General features: G+C 71.2%; 21 protein-coding genes. 17 read left to right on the top strand and 4 right to left on the bottom strand.

Features of this window, described 5'->3' with window-relative positions:
* The coding region (locus tag BMW85_RS47500; RefSeq protein WP_143082673.1) for an SDR family NAD(P)-dependent oxidoreductase at window positions 1-377 on the top strand (377 nt) is incomplete at its 5' end.
* 540 nt (window positions 378-917) lie between these two features.
* Here BMW85_RS47500 and BMW85_RS47495 read toward each other — a convergent pair.
* A complete protein-coding gene (locus BMW85_RS47495) occupies window positions 918-1,871 on the bottom strand; it encodes a CehA/McbA family metallohydrolase domain-containing protein (protein WP_091094356.1) in 954 nt (317 codons plus the stop codon).
* Between the two features lie 820 nt (window positions 1,872-2,691).
* On the opposite strand from BMW85_RS47495, the gene BMW85_RS47490 reads away from it, so the two are divergent.
* From BMW85_RS47490 to BMW85_RS47425, 16 genes are all read left to right on the top strand, one after another.
* The gene (locus BMW85_RS47490; RefSeq protein ID WP_091094355.1) at window positions 2,692-3,144 is read left to right on the top strand and encodes a hypothetical protein; all 453 of its coding nucleotides are present in this window, start codon (window positions 2,692-2,694) and stop codon (window positions 3,142-3,144) included.
* Between the two features lie 101 nt (window positions 3,145-3,245).
* Window positions 3,246-5,111, top strand: a complete 1,866-nt coding sequence (locus tag BMW85_RS47485) for a hypothetical protein (RefSeq protein ID WP_091094354.1) — start codon at window positions 3,246-3,248, stop codon at window positions 5,109-5,111.
* Window positions 5,112-5,134: 23 nt separating this feature from the next.
* Window positions 5,135-5,467, top strand: a complete 333-nt coding sequence (locus BMW85_RS47480) for a hypothetical protein (protein WP_091094353.1) — start codon at window positions 5,135-5,137, stop codon at window positions 5,465-5,467.
* 101 nt (window positions 5,468-5,568) lie between these two features.
* A complete protein-coding gene (locus BMW85_RS47475) occupies window positions 5,569-5,763 on the top strand; it encodes a MerR family transcriptional regulator (RefSeq protein WP_091094352.1) in 195 nt (64 codons plus the stop codon).
* 2 nt (window positions 5,764-5,765) lie between these two features.
* Window positions 5,766-6,305, top strand: a complete 540-nt coding sequence (locus BMW85_RS47470) for a hypothetical protein (RefSeq protein WP_091094351.1) — start codon at window positions 5,766-5,768, stop codon at window positions 6,303-6,305.
* Between the two features lie 173 nt (window positions 6,306-6,478).
* The gene (locus tag BMW85_RS47465) at window positions 6,479-7,618 is read left to right on the top strand and encodes a DUF932 domain-containing protein (RefSeq protein ID WP_091094350.1); all 1,140 of its coding nucleotides are present in this window, start codon (window positions 6,479-6,481) and stop codon (window positions 7,616-7,618) included.
* Window positions 7,619-7,745: 127 nt separating this feature from the next.
* The gene (locus tag BMW85_RS47460) at window positions 7,746-8,180 is read left to right on the top strand and encodes a hypothetical protein (protein WP_091094349.1); all 435 of its coding nucleotides are present in this window, start codon (window positions 7,746-7,748) and stop codon (window positions 8,178-8,180) included.
* Window positions 8,177-9,139: a hypothetical protein gene (locus BMW85_RS47455; RefSeq protein ID WP_091094348.1), complete on the top strand. Its 963-nt coding sequence runs from the start codon at window positions 8,177-8,179 to the stop codon at window positions 9,137-9,139. Before BMW85_RS47460 ends, BMW85_RS47455 begins: the two co-directional genes overlap by 4 nt.
* Window positions 9,139-9,543, top strand: a complete 405-nt coding sequence (locus BMW85_RS49150) for a recombination directionality factor (protein WP_143082672.1) — start codon at window positions 9,139-9,141, stop codon at window positions 9,541-9,543. Before BMW85_RS47455 ends, BMW85_RS49150 begins: the two co-directional genes overlap by 1 nt.
* Window positions 9,438-10,490 carry a recombination directionality factor gene (locus BMW85_RS47450; protein WP_177241269.1) on the top strand — a complete coding sequence of 351 codons (1,053 nt, stop codon included), beginning with the start codon at window positions 9,438-9,440 and terminating at the stop codon, window positions 10,488-10,490. The genes BMW85_RS49150 and BMW85_RS47450 overlap by 106 nt, the downstream gene beginning before the upstream one ends.
* A 541-nt stretch (window positions 10,491-11,031) precedes the next feature.
* Window positions 11,032-11,367, top strand: coding sequence for a hypothetical protein (locus tag BMW85_RS51770; protein ID WP_245775493.1), 336 nt, complete (start codon window positions 11,032-11,034; stop codon window positions 11,365-11,367).
* Window positions 11,364-11,744, top strand: a complete 381-nt coding sequence (locus tag BMW85_RS50255; protein ID WP_091094345.1) for a hypothetical protein — start codon at window positions 11,364-11,366, stop codon at window positions 11,742-11,744. Before BMW85_RS51770 ends, BMW85_RS50255 begins: the two co-directional genes overlap by 4 nt.
* Window positions 11,741-11,914 (top strand): hypothetical protein, encoded by a 174-nt coding sequence (locus tag BMW85_RS50250; protein WP_177241267.1) that lies wholly within the window; start codon window positions 11,741-11,743, stop codon window positions 11,912-11,914. The genes BMW85_RS50255 and BMW85_RS50250 overlap by 4 nt, the downstream gene beginning before the upstream one ends.
* Window positions 11,911-12,543, top strand: a complete 633-nt coding sequence (locus BMW85_RS47435; protein ID WP_143082670.1) for a hypothetical protein — start codon at window positions 11,911-11,913, stop codon at window positions 12,541-12,543. Before BMW85_RS50250 ends, BMW85_RS47435 begins: the two co-directional genes overlap by 4 nt.
* A gap of 90 nt (window positions 12,544-12,633) precedes the next feature.
* The gene (locus tag BMW85_RS47430) at window positions 12,634-13,026 is read left to right on the top strand and encodes a hypothetical protein (protein WP_091094343.1); all 393 of its coding nucleotides are present in this window, start codon (window positions 12,634-12,636) and stop codon (window positions 13,024-13,026) included.
* 569 nt (window positions 13,027-13,595) lie between these two features.
* The gene (locus BMW85_RS47425) at window positions 13,596-14,477 is read left to right on the top strand and encodes a DNA methyltransferase family protein (protein WP_091094342.1); all 882 of its coding nucleotides are present in this window, start codon (window positions 13,596-13,598) and stop codon (window positions 14,475-14,477) included.
* Here the strand turns inward: BMW85_RS47425 and BMW85_RS47420 are convergent.
* The 3 genes from BMW85_RS47420 to BMW85_RS47410 form a co-directional block, all read right to left on the bottom strand.
* Window positions 14,446-14,919, bottom strand: coding sequence for a hypothetical protein (locus tag BMW85_RS47420; RefSeq protein WP_143082669.1), 474 nt, complete (start codon window positions 14,917-14,919; stop codon window positions 14,446-14,448). The genes BMW85_RS47425 and BMW85_RS47420 overlap by 32 nt on opposite strands.
* A 201-nt stretch (window positions 14,920-15,120) precedes the next feature.
* Entirely contained in the window at window positions 15,121-16,068 is a 948-nt protein-coding gene (locus tag BMW85_RS47415) for a hypothetical protein (protein ID WP_091094340.1), read from the bottom strand.
* Entirely contained in the window at window positions 16,068-16,439 is a 372-nt protein-coding gene (locus tag BMW85_RS47410) for a hypothetical protein (RefSeq protein WP_091094339.1), read from the bottom strand. The genes BMW85_RS47415 and BMW85_RS47410 overlap by 1 nt, the downstream gene beginning before the upstream one ends.
* Window positions 16,440-16,456: the final 17 nt, after the last annotated feature.

Genomic DNA, 16,456 nt, shown 5'->3' with positions numbered 1-16,456 from the left:
CCTTCGCGCCCCAGCTGGCCGACGGCGCGATCATGAACGTGCTGTCGGCGATCTCGTGGCTCGCCACCGACGGCGCGGGCGCCTACCACGCGGCCAAAGCCGCCGAGTGGGCGCTCACCAACAGCGTCCGCCTGGAGCTGGCCCATCAGCGCACCCTGGTGACGGGACTGCACCTGGGCGCCGCGGACACGGACATGATGGCCTGGTACGACGGCCACAAGGGCGACCCCGAGACGATCGTCGCGGCGGCCCTGGACGGCCTCGAGGCGCATCAGCCCGAGGTGCTCGCCGATGCCTGGAGCCGCCAGGTGAAGGCGTGGCTGCCGGAGGACCCGAGCGTCATCTACCGGCAAGCGGCGGCCGCCCTCACGACCTGACCGAGGGGGCCGCGGCGGCTCGCCGGCGTTCCAGCAGGTCTCGCGCTCCAGGAATGGCGCTCGCAGGAAGGCCAGATGGTCCTCCCGCCCGTGCCGATGGCAGACCTGCCCCGGCCACAGCCGCCGGGTCCGCTCGTCGATGTGGACGAGCGGACCCTTCGACGAGGTTCAGCATGTGCTCGACCGTACGTGCGTCGAAGCGTTCATAGTTCGCCCCCGTACGCACGTAGACGGGCGGGGTGTGCGCCATGATCGGCCACGCTCAGACGTGCTGGTGCCTGGCGACGCCGGCGCCGGGTCCGTGGCATCGTGCGGCGATCCATGAGTCCTCACCGACCGGCACGGCGGTGGCGAGTTCGAGTGTGCGCTCCGGCCGTGAGATGCGGTGCCCGGCACGACGTGGCCGTTGACGACGATCTCGATGCGGTCGATGAGGAAGATCGACTCGGCGCGTGCGGTGATGTCGAGGGTCGCGCCGGGCCGGGAGCTCCTGGCCCGGCCGGTGGCCGTCGACGTACAGGCTCAGCAGTGGCCCGCTGGTCACGAAGGTGGCCCCCTCGCGCACGGCCTGGCACCACGTCCAGTAGCCCAGTTCCGCCTGCGCGCACGTGGGCGTAGGTGCGGAGGAGACCGATCGGCACCTCGCTGCTCAACTTGTCCGTGCCGCTGACCAGCGTCACCCGGCACCCCGCGTTGAGGTAGCGGCAGTACTCCTGGATGTTGTACGGGTCCTAGGCGATCATCTCGACGGCATACAGCCGCGGCCTCCCCGTTCGGCACCGAGAAGTGCGCGAGAACGACCGTGCCGCCCTGCTCGTGGCATTCGTCGGCCCAGTGGGACAGGGCGGTCTCCAGGCCGCCGCCGAGTTCGGACTCCTCGGCGCTGCCGGTACACCACGGCATGACAGGGCGGCGCAGGCCGAGCAGGTTGAAGTGGCCCAGCATGCCGCTGCGGTTCTCCTGGCCGGCGAAGACGTGGCTGTGGCCGTCGGCGGAGGTGCGCGGGTGGCCGGTGAACTCCTCGGCGTTGGTGAACAGGTGCCCCCACTGGCTGAGCAGCAGGTTGGTGACGCGGACGTCCTCGCCGCGCGCTTCGAGCTCGCCGCCGAGCGTCGAGACGAAGTGCACGTGGGTGTCGCCGCTGTACCAGCCGGTGGCGGCCAGGTCGGTCAGCCGGGTCAGCATCAGCTCCAGTCCGGCCTGGCCGGGCCGGATGGTAACGGTCGTGCGGAGCGGATCGTACTCGCAGCCGCGCGCCGCCTCCACCGTGACCTCGCCCAGCGGCAGCCAGCCCTCGCAGGTGCCGTCGATGTAGGAGTAGGTGGTGGCGCCGAGCCGCACGTCGCCGCCGATGTCGAGGTTCCAGGTGTTGCCGTCGGAGTTGATGTGCCCGCGGTGGCCGTGCGGCGGGTACGGCACTCCGTCCGCCGACCGGAAGTACACACGGCACGGGACCGGCTCGCCGGTGGCCGCGTGGCGGACCACCGTCCGCACCAGGCCCGCCCGGCGTCGGGCACCCGCCAGGTGACCGGGCCATCCTCATGGCGTCCGGCGGCGAGCAGCGCGCCCCGGTCGCAGGCGCCGATCTCGGACGGGCCGTGCCTGAGGGTGAGGCGGGCCGACGGGGTCGCGGCGACGCGCACGTAGGCGTGGCCATCCTCCTGCGCCGGCGCCCCCGAGCCGTCGCCGGCCTCGCCCAACCGCAGTCGAACGCTCACCGTCAGGTCCTCGGTGGCCGGGCCGCCCTGCGGGGCGCGGATTGCGGCAGGCCACAGGTAGAACCGATAGGGCAGCATGTACGGCGAGCGGGGCCTGCGGGTCGTCGAGCTCACCCGCGGGAGCGCACCCGGACCCGACCGCCGTCGACGTACATCAGGGCGCGCATGCCGTCCCATGTCCAAGATCCTGGCGGATCTCATGGCGGTGCGATCCCGGTTACCGGGTGATCTGAGGCGTGGTCGTGCGCTGTACCTGAGGGGTTGCCGTGGTGAGCGCCGGTCACTGGTGGTGCCCCGTTTCCCGGCAGGCCGATCCTGCACCGCCGACGTCCCGTGACCGCAACCCGGTCCGCCACCGGACGTGCCCAGCAGCGGCGGCTCTGGTGCATGGGGGCCGGACAGGCAAGATCTTTTGCTGCGCAAAACATCTTGCCTGCGCCCGGCCCTGCCCGGGTTGACGGCCCCGGTTCTGGCGGTGCTGTCTCTGCCATGCCGGGACGGGCCGCCACCAAGACGGCCCCTCCACCCGGCCCTCCCACATCCGTCACCTTCCCCACGCCCCACCACCGGGGAATCAGGGAGCGAAAGGGCCGCACATGGACATCCAGATCAGCATTACCGGAACGATCGCCTACGAACCTCGCTTCTTCCCCGCCAGCCACAACGCGCCGGCCATGTGGTCGGCCAAGCTCAAGGCGGACGGGCCGGCGACGCCCGGCCGCGATGGATCGCCCTACATCCCGACCCGGATTTTCGAGGTCGTCACCTACGGGGTGGCCGCGATCCGGGCGCAGGAGTCCTACCGGCAGGGTCACGTGCTGGTGGTTCAGGGCGTCGATGCTCAGCCGCGCACCTACGAGGGCCGCGACGAGGCCGGCAAGAAGACCGTGCGCGCCGTCATCAAGGTCACCGCGAGTGCGATCGGGTTGTGCTCCCGCTACAGCGCGGTGCAGGAAGGGCACACCTCCTGGCCGCCGGTCGAGCCGGCTTCGCCGCGGATGGTGCAGGGCGCTACGGCAGGCCACACCGAACTGCCCGAGGCCGCCTGAGCGCCGGGCTGTCTGGCCCCACAGGTCCTCCTCACCCTTTTCGCCAGGGCTGCGGCCGATCGGGCCGCCGGCCCGCCCGTCAACCAAGGAGTCATCTACGCATGTCCGCCTCCGCTGTGGAGTTGCCCGACGACCTCGAAATGCCCGAGGACTACCGTCTGGCCCGCATCCAGCTGAAGTATCTCGACCACTTTCCCGGCAACGTCCGCCAAGACCTGCACCTGACCACCGAGTACTGCGCCAGCTTGAAGGAAGAGCAACAGGTCGTGATCACCGTCGTGCCCATCCCGGCCGACTACAAGCCTGACCCCGACAACCCGGACGTCAACCCTGAAGCGCGGTTTTGGGTGATCAAGGGCAACCGCCGGTTCGGCGGTTTCCGCAAGATCGGCCGGGACAAGCCGCTATGCCTGATCGACCTGACCAAGGCCGACAAGCAGGCACTGATCTACATCGACCAGGTCGTGGAGAACGACGAGGACTACCGGCGGCCGCTGACCGTCTTCGAGAAGAACCAGGCGCTGGCCCTCGCCTTCGACGCCGGCGCGAGCCGTACCGAGATCCGCAGGCGCACCGGCCGCAGCCGCAAGGAGATCTCCGACGCGCTCGCCGCAGGTGGGCTGTCGGAACAGACTCGCAAGACGGCCCAGACGATGGACTACGCCTGGACCACCGAGGAACTGGCACTGCTGACCGAGTTCGACGGCGACGAGGACGCCACGGCCCGCATCCAGATCATGGTGGATCAGTGGGGCCACAACCCCGCCTACGCCATCCAGGTGCTGCGCGAGGAGCGGGCGGAGGCCGCAGCCCAGGCCAAGGCGTATGCCGAGGCGTGCGCTGCGCTGGAGCTGGCCGGTATTCCCGTCACCGAGCATCAGCCCGCGGGCGCGATGCTGCTGCACGTCCTGGCCCGCGAGGTCGACGGGTTCGATCCCGAGGCCCACCATGACTGCCCCGGCCGCGGCGCGTTCTTCTACTCCTGGCGGCCCGGAGAGGCGGAACTGTATTGCAGCACCCCTGGTGAGCACGGCTACGCCCCGCCGAGCGCTCAGCCGTTGTCGTCGCTGTCGTCCACGTCGGCGGCGGCCGGTACGGTCCGGCCCCGGGACGACGGCCCGTCTCGCCGGATCGTCGTGGAGGGCAACCGGGCCTGGAAGGCGGCCGGTACGGTCCGGCAGGCGTGGTTGACGGCGTTTCTCGCCCGCAAGAGTGCCCCCAAGTGCGTGCACCGGTTCGTCACCCGGATGCTCAACACCATGCCCGCGGCCTTGTGCGATGAGCTCGGCCACGCGAAGAACAGCACGACCTATCGCAAGCTGGGCGGTCCTATGGACCTGGATGCCGCGCTCGCGACGGCGACGCCCGGCCGGATGGCCATGCTGCAGTTGCTGCCGATCGCGGCCGCGTTCGAGTACCGGATGACCGCGGCGTCCGAGGAGTGCAAGAACACCTGGCGGGAGGGCCGCTACAGCCCCTGCTCGGTGGCCGACGCCACCGTGTGGCTGCGTTTTCTGGTGCAGGAGCTGGGGCCGGAACTCGGCGACAAGGCGTATGACCCGGCGCCCATCGAGCGTTCGCTCATCGACGGCGTCCCGTACCGGGGTGATGCCCCCGGGCAGGACAGCATCGTCACGGGCCCCGAGGACGAGGCACCCGACACCGTCCCCGCCGTCACTGTCCCCGCTGACGCTGTCCGCGCCGGTGAGAGCGGCGCCGACATTCCCGTCGTGGTCAGCGGCCAGGAACCGCCCGAGCCCGAGCCCAAGCCCGAGACGGAGATCGAGGCCGAGCCTGACGGCGTCGACCCGGAAGCCCTGGACCGCGCTGCGATCACCGCTGAAGAGGCGACCATCCTCGCTGAGGTCTTGGCCGAGCCGCCCGCAGACGCGGACGCCGGCACGGACGCCGAGGAGGCGGCCCATCCCGACCCAACCGATCCGGCCGCCGATGCGATCGCGGCCTGACCGGCCCCGGAAGGTGCACGCCCATGGCGTCCGTTGACTACCAGATCAAGATCACTGAAGGTATTGACACCCAACAGGCCGAGGACGGCCACTCCGACTGCCGTAAGTGCCTGCCTGGGCCGTGCGGCGTCCAGCCCACCTGGACCATCCGGCTCCTGGCCCGCTGCCCCGGTGGCTGCGGCTGCGTCGTGCAGCTGGATCACCTCAGCGCCGTCCACGACTCCACCGGCAGCCTCGACTGGGCAGGCACCTACGCCCACCCCGGCGAGATCGGGGACGCTGCGCTGCGCCGCTACGCCGAAGCGCTGCTCGCCGGACTGCCGTCACAGCCGTTCCCGGCCGCCCTGGAGCGGTGAGCCGGGCCGGCCCGCTGCCCCCTCCCGAGCCGGTGCCCGCCGGTTCGTCACCCCTTGTTGTCCGTCCCATCCACCCGTCCCGTCCACAGTTAAGGAAGCACATGCATCACCTTCAGGCCGAGTCGCGGCTGAAGACAGCCGAGGCCGCCATGATGCCCCGCGCCGACGCCACGACCGTCACCCGCCGGGCCGGAGCCGGCACGCTCACCTTCACCCGAACATTCGGCGAGCACCGCCGCTACCGCCAGGCCGAGGTGCGCGCGCTGATCACCTCCGACCGTCCGGCAGGTGCGTGACCATGGCGACGCGCGGGTTCCTCGGATTCGTCATCGACCGCACAGCCAAGATCTCCTACGCGCACGACGACACCTACCCGGCCGGTGTAGGTGTGCTGGTGCTGACGTGGCTGCGTATCGCAGCCCCGCCCCTGGACGTACTGCGCAAGCAGGCCGCCGCCGTGCGGGTGGTCAGCCCGACCAGCCGTCCCACCCCTGGTGACATCGCCCGGCTGGCGCAGTACACCGACCCCTGCTCCTCGCAGGCGCGCTACTGGTGGGAGCTGCTGTGGCAGACCCAGGGCGACCCGGAGAAGATCCTCCAGGCCGGCGTCATCGAGGACGCCTCCGACTTCCCTGCCGACCCGCACTGTGAGTGGGGATACATGATCGACCTCGACAACAAGGTGCTGGAGGTCTACCGGGGCGGCCAGAGCCGGCCGCATCAGCGTGGCCGCTTCGCCACCGACACCAGCGCGGGCGCGCCTTGGCTGGTCATGGGCTGGACGCTGGAGGACCTGCCGACCGATCGGGAGTTCCTCGAGACTCTGGCCTCCGCGTAACCGTCCCCACGAGGCTGCCTGTCCTGGCGCTCACTCGTCCGTCGGGCCGCGCCTTTCCTGCCCGGCCTTCGTCTGGGGTCTGGCGCCCCGCCACCATCGCCTGCTCCTTCGGGCCCGGCCGCGCTGCTGCGGCCGGGCCCGGCGTGCTTGCCCACCGAAAGGGACTTCCCGCTATGACCGTGTCTCCGCTTACCCTGACCACTCGTAACGCCCGCCTGGAGGATCTGGTGGACCTGCTGCGGCACCAGCAGGCGCACAAGGTCGACGTCGTGGTCCACAGCGACCAGATCCGCGCGGCGGGCACCCGGCTGCAGCTCATCGGCACCCCGCCGCTGCTGAAACAGACCGGTGTCACGACCACCGCAGGCCTGTACCTGCCGACGTCGGTGTGCGATCAGGGCGTGGCCGACAAGCTGCGCATCCCGCCGCAGTACCTGCGCCGGCTGCGCACCGAACGGCCCGCCCTCTACGACGCCAACGTCAACGGCTGGCTGGAAGACCTGGACCGGCGTTTCCTGCTGCGCGCCCTGCATCATGGGGGCGGCGGCGAGGGCGTGGCCCGGGCGTTCTTGTCCGACTCCTACCGCATCCTGGACAACCTGGACGTGCTGATGGCCGCGCTGGACGGCGTACGCCGGAGCGGCGCCCAGGTGCAGATCGATGGCTGTGACCTGACCGAACGGCGCATGTACGTGCGGGTGGTGTGCGAGCAGATCCGCGCCCTGGCCCCCGACCTGCTGGGCGAGTATCGCTCGCCGTTCACCGGCGCGTCCGGGGCCGACAATCCGTTTGTCTTCGCCGGGTTCGTGATCTCCAACAGCGAGACCGGGTGCGGCGCCTTCTCCATCGTCCCCCGCCTGCTGGTGCAGGTGTGCCGCAACGGCCTGACCATCCCCGTTGACGCCCTGCGCCACATCCACCTCGGCGGGCGCATGGACGAAGGAGTGGTGCGCTGGAGCGACGACACCCGCCGCAAGAACCTCGACCTGGTGGCCGCCCAGGCCCGCGACGCCGTGGCCACCTTCCTCGATCTCGGCTACGTGCGGGCCAAGCTGCAGGAGCTGACCGGGCTGGCGCGCACCCCGCTGGCCGACCCGAGCCGCACCATCGAGCTGGTGGCCAAGCGGCTGGCCTTCGGCGAGGAGCAGCAAGAGCAGATCCTCGCCCACTTCATCCGGGGCGCCGACCTGAGCGCTGGCGGGGTGATGCACGCCGTCACCAGCGTCGCCCAGACGCTGCCCAACGCCGACGTCGCCGCCGACATGGAAGGCCAGGCGGTGCGCGCGCTGCAACTGGCCGCCACCGGCCGCTGACCCGGCCCCCTCCATCCCTTCATCCGCTCCACGGCGCGCGACCTCGCCGCGCAGCCATCGGCTGCTCCTTCGGCGGAGGTCGCGCCGCTTGTTCCTGTTGTCCTGTGACCGAAAGGGAGGCGCCCTGGTGTGCCTGTCCGATCTGCCCTACCCCGCGTCCCGCCCGGCTCCGTCTGATCATCCCGCCTCGCCGCCCTCCTCCGGCAGTCCGCCGCTGTCCAGCGTGCAGGCCATCGAGGCCATCTACCAGCGGCTGCTGAGCGACCAAGGTCATTGGGGCGCCGGCACGCTGCAGGCCATCAGCGACGTCCTGGTACGGGCCGGACGCGGCATCGAGGCCGAGATGATGGAGACCGTCACCGGCTGGCCCATCGCCCGCGTCCACACCGACCAGGTCGAGGGCTACATCATGCAGGCCACCGACGGAGGCGTCGTGGTCGACCTCTACACCCGTGATGAGCAGGCCGCCGACCGGCTGCACGTCCTGGTGGACGGGCGGCCGGTGTGCGGGCGCCCGCTGCCCGAGGCGATGCAGGCCGAACGACGGCCGCAGCCGGCATGACCGCCCACCAGCCGGAATGGGCCCAGGTGGAGGGCGACGACAGCCCGGCGCACGCGCTGGCCACCGACCATGGCCGCTTCTACAGCGACCCCGCAGGGCCGGGACGGTTGCTGGTGTCGGTCACCAACGTGCTCAACCAGCTCGCCATCGACGCACTGGCGCCGGCGGCCGCCAAGGTGACCGCCGAATGGTTCGCCGAGCATCTGCCCGACGCCCTGCGGGCGGCCGCCGACCCCGGCGAGCTCGCCGCGTTCGTCCGCCAGGCCAAGGCCGCCTACCGGGAGCAGTGGGAGAAGCGGCGCGAGCTGGGCAGCCGCGTCCACCGCCAGGCCCGCGCCGTCAACCTCGGCGCTCCGATCGCGCCCGACCCCGAGGCCGAGCCGTTCGTGGACTCCTACCGCCAATGGCTGGCCGACTTCGGCGTGGACATCGAACGCGACGTGATCGCCGCCGAATGCACCATGCTGCACCGTGACGCCGGTTACGCCGGAACCAGCGACCTGTGGGTGCGGTTGCGCTTCGACGGCCCGACCTCGCCGCTGGTGCCCCGCTACCGGCCGCGCAGCCTGCCGCCCGACCCGTTGCCGACCTCGTCGGGGTTGTGGCTGGTGGACATCAAGACCAGCCTCAAGCACCCGGCCAGCACGGTGTGGGAGGACTACCCGCTGCAGCTGGCCGCGCTGCGCAACGCGCCGGTCGCACTGGTCTGCCCGCCCCAGTGCCGCTACGGCACCGCCGCCGACTGCCACGAGCCCGACCACGAGATCCCCACCCCGCCGTTCGACGGGGTGGCGATCCTCAACCTGCGCACCACCGCCTATGGCTTCATCCCGCTGCCGGCCGACGAGGCCGCCTTCGCCGCCTTCCGCGGGCTGCAGCCGGTCACCGACTACGTCCACCACCTGGACCGGCGGCCCTTCAAGCCGATCCAGCCGCCCACGCTGAAGGAGGCATCCTGATGCCGGTCGACCCCGACGTGCTGGCGAACATGCGTCGCCGGCAGCGCTCCTACTGGCCCGACGGCCACCTGCACATCGGCGACAGCGTGCCGGGCAAGAACGGCGGCGTGCGGCCGGTCAAGCTGTTCACCTTCCGCTTCACCAGCCCCTCCCGGGCGATGATCGAAGCCGCCGCCAGCCTGTACGGCGGCACCGTCGCGCCGATGACGCGCGGCATGGACCGGTGGCAGGTCGTCACCGACGCCGATGAGATCCCGGTATATCTCCCGCGCCACCCGGTCAGCCAATGGATGGAGCTGTGGGACGGCCCTACTGCATGCGGCGGTGCGACGGGGCGACGATCGAGCAGAAGTCCGGGCGGCCCTGCCTGTGCAAGGCCGAACGCGTCCTGCGGTGCGAGCTGAAGACCCGGCTGTCGGTGCTGCCGCAGGACCTGCCCTCGCTGGGTACGTGGCTGCTGGTCAGCGGAGGACTGAACGCGGCCGAGGACCTGCCCGCTCGGGCCGTGCTCGCCGACAAGATCGGCGACTACGTGGACGCTCGGCTGATGGTCGTCAAGGGCGCTGTGATCGAGGACGGTAAGCCGGTCACCTTCCCCATCCCGCGCCTTCGGATCGAGGAGGCCATCACCCCCCGGCAGCTGCTGACCGGCACCATCCCGCCCCGGACGGCCCGCAGCGGCGTCCCCCAGCTGCCCGCCGGAACCAGCAAAGACGCCCCCACCGGCGACACCGGCTCCGCGACACCGTCCGACGACCGCGCCGGGCAGCCGCCCCTCGTGGACTACATCACTCAGGCCTCGGCCGCCGCCACCGCTGAGCAGGTGCGCGCCATCTGGGTGCAGGCGAGCCGGGCCGGGCACCTGACCCGGCAGCTGCGCGTCGTCCTCAACGCGCTGGGCGCCACCCTGCCCGGCGCCACCGGCCGCGACGGCCACAAGCCGTCCTCGGGCCGGTATGAGCCAACCGCCGAGCAGTCACCGGTGCCCGACGATCCCGCCACCGATGCGCCCCGCCAGGACGCGCCCCGGCCAGATGACGTGAGCGCGCCCGCCACGCCCGCGCCCCTGCCCGGCCAGGGCGAGCAGCTCGCCGACCGGCTGCGCGAGCGCATCCTGCGTCTGTGGCAGGGCGGCACCAGCGCCCTGTACGAGGCGTTCTTCGCCCGCTACGCCACCACCATGCGGCACGCCGGCCTCGACCAGTTGCAGGAATTCGTCGCGCTGTGCGAGCAGGTTCACGCCAACGACACCGCCACCCCCGGCTCCGACGTAGTCGACGGCGATGTGGTCGATGGCGATGTGGTCGAGACACTCGCCGGCGAGCCGCCCGCCGGCGGCCCGCCGCAGTAACCCGGCGCAGCCGGCAAGCGCCTTCTGCCTCAACGTCCGCCTTGGTCCCCGGTGCCAGTTCGGCTCCGGGGCTTTCCGCTTGTCCCACCCCTGGCAAGGAGATGTGATGATCGCTCACCATCCACCCCGGCGATCTGGCCACCCTCTACTACGACAGCATCACCGGCGGCCGCCGCCTCAACACCGACTACTTGCACATGTGCGACGGCGGCCCGTCCTTGGCACTCGCCGTGGCCGATGGCGACGGCGACCACGCCGACGCCGCGCAAGTCGCGCAGATCACCGCGCAGATCGCCGCCGCGGTGGCCTCCTCCACCGGCGTCCCGGCCGAGGGGCTGCGCGCGGCCCGGACCTATGTCGAACAGCGCAACATGCTCGTGCCTGCGGGCCGGGAGGGCGCGAGCACCGCCACCGTGGTGGCCATCAACCGCCATCGCGGCGTCAGCCTGGCCTGGGCCGGAGACACAGCCGTGTGGGGCATCACCCCCCTCGGCGAAGTGGTGGCTCTGACCGAGCCGTGCTGCCCGCCCTGGAGTACGCCGTGCCACGTCGCCCGCCAGCACGCCGGGCTGCTGCCGCACTCGCGCACCGTCGGCATCGAGCAGTTCAGGCGGCTCATCGTGGCCACCAGCGGTCTGGCCGTCCACCTGACGCCCCAGCCCGCGGCGACGACACCACGACGGCGGACCGGATCGGCACGCTGGCCGGCACCCACGAAGACGGCGGCTACGCGCTGGCCCAGCTGCTGTGGCTGGCCGAGCGCAGCGCCGACCCCGGCAACGCCACCGTCGCCGTCATCGACCTGCTCGACCACCACCGCGCCACCACGCCCACGACCACCATCGCTGCGACTACACGAGAGGACTGCCTGCGATGAGCGCACGCGCGACACCCGACCTCCTGACCGCTACGACGCGAGACAAGACACGCCGCACCGACCTGCACGGCCTGATCTTCGACCTGCTGGTCAACCCCAACCTGGTGTCCGTCCAGGGGGCCGGCGGGCGGGTCCTGCTCAGCGACCGCTACAGCCTGTGTGACCTGACCACGCTGCGCCTGCCCGCCGACGGCGGCCGCATCAGCCTCGACTGCCTGCCGGGAGTGCCGGCCGACGGCACCTACACCTGGCGCCGGAGCGGCCCGCCAGACCTGCTCTACCGAGGCATCCTGGCCGACTTGGCGGCGCGCTGGGCCCGGCTCACCCAGCCCTCCCGCACGCCGCGCCCCGACCACAACGCGGGCAGCGCCGCATGACGTCCGAGACCAGCGCACTCATCCAGCAGGTCATCGCCGATGCGCGGCTCGCCGACATCTCGGTGGACACCACACCCCTCCTGCGCCTGGACGAGATGTCCGAGGAAGAAGCCATCGCCACGATCGACGCCGTCTACCGGTCGATCCTGTCCGACGAGCCCAGCGAATGAGCCCGCGTATCCCCAAGCGCATGGCCGGATGCCCGGTACATGGCGGGCTGGCCGTCCCGGCGGTAGCCGGCCGGCACACCAGCGGCCGCAGACCGCCGCTGTTCGGCATCAACGACCCCAGGCGGGTCAACAGCCTGCTGGTGAACAAGCGCTGCGGCATGTGCGGACAGCCGCTGTCTGACCGTCCTGGCGGCAAGTACATGCTGCTGCTGCGGCCGGCGGACTTCGGCCGAGGCTACTCCGCCGAGCCCGCCGCCCACCCCTCCGACTGCGGCCCCTACGCAATCAACGCCTGTCCCCTGTTGAACGGGCGGATGACTCGCTACAGCGCCAGCCGCCGCGACCTGGCGGCCGAACGCTGCGGTGAGCCGGACTGCGATTGCCGCCTGTGGACCGACAGGCCCGACCAGCAAGAGCGGGCCGGGGCAGCGGCACCCCCGTTCTACGCCGCCCTCTACCGGCAGGAGGACTACCGGCTGCACTGGGGCGATCTGCGCCAGCACCGCGATGTGCTGCTCGGCGTCACCGTCGCCGGCATCGAGCCGCTGCAGATCCGGCTGGTCACCAAAGGCGAGCCGTCGATGGTGGACCTCGCCCGCGCCCTGCTGATGGACCTTCCGCTGCCGTGAAAGGAGCCCCTTTGACCTTCGGCACTCATCCGCATAGCTCGCGCGGACGCACCATGATCACCAAGCGGACGGCCCAGGTGGGGTCCGCCGATGCCTGACCTGACCCCGGACCATGAACTGACGACGGCTGCGGACATCGTCGCCTCCGCCGGCGAGCAGACCACTGCCACCCCCTGGAGGCTCACCAGCAACTTCCTGTCCGCCGATGCCTTGGGATGCATCGCGGTCACCTACCTCAACGACGCGGACGCGCCATGGATCGCACTGACCGATCCCTCGATGGCACCTCCCCTGGCAGCCGTGTTCAGTCACGCCGCCCGCCGATGGAGAACCGAGACACGGCCCCAGGCGGGCGGCTGGTACCACGAGGCGTGCGACGGCGTCTGCGGCGAGGGCACCGACGAGGACTGCACCTGCTTCGAGGCCCTGCTCACGCTCGCCCGCCACTTCATCCGTCGCCATCGCGCCCTCGCTGGGCCGTGACAGAGCGACTCCCTGCCTTCCCGCTTCGGTGAACTCAGGGGAGTACTGGCCGCCACGATCTGCGGCGCCGCCGCTCCGTGCGAACCTGCCCAACACCAGGAAGGTGATCCCCTCCCCTGCGCCATGCCGCCCACCTGCGGGAGCAGGTTCGTGGTCAGCACCGCACTCACGACGGCCTGTTCGGCGCGGCTGCCACCACCTGGACGCTCAGGGCTGATCGGAGACCCGTTCAGGCCTTGCGACAACCCCTGCACCGCGCTCAGATCCGTCCGCCGGCCGCAGCCTCCTGGCCGCCCGGCTCTGGCCTCCACCGACTCTTCCATCAGGAGAAACGATGCTCGTACCCGACCTCACCCTGCCGGGCCTCACCTGGCGCACCACCGTCTTCGGCGGTCGCCGTGGGTAGACGCAGACGCCCTGTCGAGGGACAACAGCAGCTCGACCTGTTCACCGAGACAGCGGGAGCCGACGAACGACCCTCAGGACTGGCTGCCGCCATCCCCCCACCGCCTGCGTGCCCCGGGCGCGGCTCCACCCCCGCACCAGCTCCCGTCTCGACATCCTCCCGATTGCCGCTGGCCCGCACGACTCCCTACAAGCTGGCCGAGAAGATCGCCGCTGCGTGGCATGCCTCTAACATCAGCGAGGCGATCGCGGTCCCCCTCGGAGTGACAGCCACGCTGGCGCTGCTCGGCCAGCAGGACTTGCACGAAGGCCGTGACGTCGCCCAGCACGTCCTGGGCCTGGACGCGGCCGCCCTGTACGGGTTCCTGCGCCGCCTGTGGGCGCACGCCTGGCTGTATGACCCCTATCTCGTCTCCTGCTGCCGTCCTCTGGCGGCCTGGCTTGATGCGGAGGAACCGGCCGACGAACTGCTGCGAGCGATCCACGCCGTCGCCCGCAGCGCCGTCACCGGCGGTTTGCTCGGGCTGACCGGACATCCTGATCCTGTCGAGCGGTGTCACTACGACGCGCTCGGGGCGCTGCTGACCGTGCTGCGTTCGCCCGGCGACCGCCACGCGCTCGCCGAGCACCACAGCCCACCGGACCTGACCGCCCTGCTGGTCCAGCTGGCCCTGCTGGAAACCCCCGCAGCGGGCCGGTCATTCGACGACTGCGCGGCCGGGACCGGTGGGATGATCCGAGCGGCCGCGCTCATGCTGCGCTTGTCCGGCGCCGACCCGGCCGACTACCGGTGGTCGATGGGCGACCTCGACCCGCTTGCGGCCGCGTGCTGCGCGGTCAACGCCATGATCTGGGGCCTCGGCTCTCACGTGCTCATTTTCTGCGGAGACACCTTGGCCAGCGGCAACGGTCCCGCCCTGGCTGCCCGACGCCGACGAGAGGTACTCGACAGGTTCGAGCACCTGGCCTACGCCGTCGCCGGCCTGCAGGCGGTCATCGAAGCCGGCCAGATCATCACCCGGGCGGCGCGTCGCGATGCCGCGTGAGGTGCCAGCCCGCGCCCATACGGCAGCGAACCGCCGCCGGCACCGCCTGGCACAGCGCCTGCATCAGGCTGTCGCCGAGCACAAGAGCGCGCTGGCCGACCCGCGTCCGTAACGGGCACGCCAGCAACAGTTCCTCGTGGCCGCGCCCGCTCGGCGACACGATGAACACCTGCGGCGAACAGCGCGGCAAGTGACCCGCTGACGGCCCCGGCTGACTCTCCTCCACCCCTTTACCGATACCCCGTGGGCACCCCGCTGCCCGGCGGGGCTCTTTGATGCCCGCCATCGCAAAGACCAGGAGGACCTGGTGGTAAACGTGCCCATCGTCGTAGGCCTCGGCGGCGGGGTCGACTCCGTCGAGGCCACACTGGAACTGCTCCGCGACCCGATCGCCCTGCGCTACTTGCGGGCGGGCGCCGTCATGATGGCGCAAACCGGCCACGTTCTCTCCCCGGTCCAAGCGCGTTGCCATGGCAGGCCGCAGTCCCCCAGCTCAACTACAGTGAGTAACAATTGTTCAGCCTCGGATGATCGCGCGCTCAACGATTACGGGAGCTCACCGGCACAGGCCCCGGCGCGGTACGCGAGGTCCGTCCGGTGACGCCGTCCCTGGGCCTCGCACGTCCATGCGGGCACCCGACGATCATTCCCCGGGACGGCTCTCTGTCAAGGGCAGCAGATACGAGCGCCCCTGCGTGACCAGGGTGAGGCGCTCGCCGAGCGTCGTGTCCAGCGGGCCCACCTGGACGAGTCCCAGGCTCGCGGCCAGGCCAGGCCCGTGCAGCCGGACCGTCGCCTCCATCAACAGTGCGTATGCTTCGGCCGCGCGGCGGCCCCGCCGCCACCCGGCGGCCGCCAGCGCGGGTGGCAGCAACAGCGCGGGCCACCACCACAACGCCGCCGCCAGATACGGAACCGCCCACGCGGCCAGGGCCGCCGCTCTGGTCAACGCCTCCCGCGCCTGCCGGAGCTCGGTGCGCGTGGTGTCCGGCAGGAACAGCCACAGGGACGGCCAGACGCTGGGCAGATCGAGGGAGCACTCTGCCCAGAACCGGTCAGTGACCGCCTGGATCCGGCTGCCCATCCACGTGGGACGTCCCGGACGTTCCGGGCACTTCCCGGTGACTCTCGCGCGTGCCCGCAGCACATCGCGTTCGGTGACCCCGGACGGCTCCGCGCCCGGAATCAGCCCCCGCAGATACCGGCGGCGCAACTCCTCCTGCGCGGCGAACGCCGCGTCCCACGCGCGCGCCCTCGCTGTCACCCGCCACAGCGCCGCCCGGTACAGCGGCACGGGCCAGGCCGTCCACCGCTCGGCCAGCCACAGCCGCTCCACCAGCGTCCCGAGCGCCGACACAGCCAGCCCGGCCGCCGCCGAGAGCAGCCCGAACACGACGAGGAACAGGAGCGCGAACCCGTCGCCACGGTTCTTGGCGTCGAACCGGTCCGCCTCCCGCGCCAGCGCCGCGAAGTCGAAGCCGTCCAGGCTGACGGCCGCGTACAGCGCGCACAGGAACAACGCACCGGGCAGCACCAGCAGCGTCAGCCAGCGCTCGGCGAACTTCTTGCCGACCTCCTCGAGCAGGCCCATCAGGATCTTCTCTCGGCGAGCTCCTCACCGAACACCACGCAGCTCGGGACGGTGAGGTTCTCCCGGTCCGGCTCCCAGATCCGCGAGCACCGGCCGCGTGGGCAGTAGAAGAAGATCTCGAGTCGACGCGCGGACCCCAGCCCTGCGCCCGTGGCCATCTCGGGGCCCCGATGATCGTGGGGGATGATTCCGAACGCGTCGCCGGCCCGCTGGACGGCCGCGTGCAGAGCGTCGAGGAGGGGCCGTGCCCCGGCCGGGTCGTCGCCGTCGCGGACGGCGTCGAGGACGGTGTCCAACGGGGTCGGATCCGCCAGGATCACCCGCAGATCATCGGAATGCTCGCAGATGTAAGCGATCGCGTCCTTCTCCACGCGGCCACTCTAAGGCC

The organism is Nonomuraea wenchangensis (assembly GCF_900111685.1).
Classification (GTDB): domain Bacteria; phylum Actinomycetota; class Actinomycetes; order Streptosporangiales; family Streptosporangiaceae; genus Nonomuraea; species Nonomuraea wenchangensis.
This window is presented reverse-complemented; position numbering and strand designations above follow the sequence as displayed.